At 65.6% G+C, this 881-nt stretch carries 1 protein-coding gene and 1 pseudogene; both read right to left on the reverse strand.

The genetic code is table 11. From position 1 onward, the window contains the following. The coding region (locus ABD357_RS29900; RefSeq protein WP_344394139.1) for an alpha-amylase family glycosyl hydrolase at nt 1–508 on the reverse strand (508 nt) is incomplete at its 3' end. Continuing rightward, nucleotides 505–881: pseudogene (locus ABD357_RS29905) on the reverse strand (alpha-1,4-glucan--maltose-1-phosphate maltosyltransferase); the annotation flags it as partial. The pseudogene ABD357_RS29905 and the gene ABD357_RS29900, both read right to left, overlap by 4 nt.

The following is an 881-nucleotide window of genomic DNA, read 5'->3' on the forward strand; positions in this document are numbered from 1 at the left end:
AGGTCCAGTTGGAGGCCTCGGTGTCGACGAAGATGATCCGGGCGTCCTGGTACTGCTTGTCGTCGTCCGCCCACACGTAGTAGTCGCCGTACGGGCCGTCGGGATTGCTCCTCGACTCCTGGAACCAGGGGTGCTGGTCGCTGGTGTGGTTCATGACGAAGTCGATGATCACGCGCATGCCCCGCTGATGGGCCGCGTCGACGAACTCGACGAAGTCCGCCAGGTCCCCGAAGTCGGGCAGGACGGCGGTGTAGTCGGAGACGTCGTAGCCGCCGTCGCGCAGGGGTGATTTGAAGAACGGCGGCAGCCACAGGCAGTCGACGCCGAGCCACTGCAGATAATCCAGCTTGGCGGTGATGCCTTTGAGGTCGCCGATGCCGTCGCCGTTGCTGTCCTGGAAGGAGCGGACGAGGACTTCGTAGAACACCGCGCGTTTGAACCACTCCGGATCGCGGTCCTTGGCGGGGGTGTCTTCGAAGGTGTCCTGAACGGGCTCGTTGACGATCATGATGTGGGTGACCCTCCGATCGGTGAGGACGGTCGCAGGACCTTGAAGACGTGCGCCGGCTGCCTGCCGGGCTCGAGGCGCACGTAGTTGGCCCTGCCCCATTGGTAGGTGACGCCGGTGAGCTCGTCGCGCACCGGCACGGACTCGTGCCAGTCCAGGCCGAGTCGCGGCATGTCCAACGAGACCGTGGCCTCCTGGGTGTGGTGCGGATCAAGGTTCGCCACCACGAGCACGATGTCCGTCCCCGCCCGCTTGCTGAACACCAGTACCGCCTCCTGGTCCGCCTGGTGGAAGTGGAGATCCCGCAGCTGGCGCAGGGCCGGGCTGTGCCGCCGGATCTCGTTGAGCCGGGTGATGAGGGGGGAGATGCTAC

This window comes from Streptomyces vastus (genome assembly GCF_039532825.1).
Taxonomy (GTDB): domain Bacteria; phylum Actinomycetota; class Actinomycetes; order Streptomycetales; family Streptomycetaceae; genus Streptomyces; species Streptomyces vastus.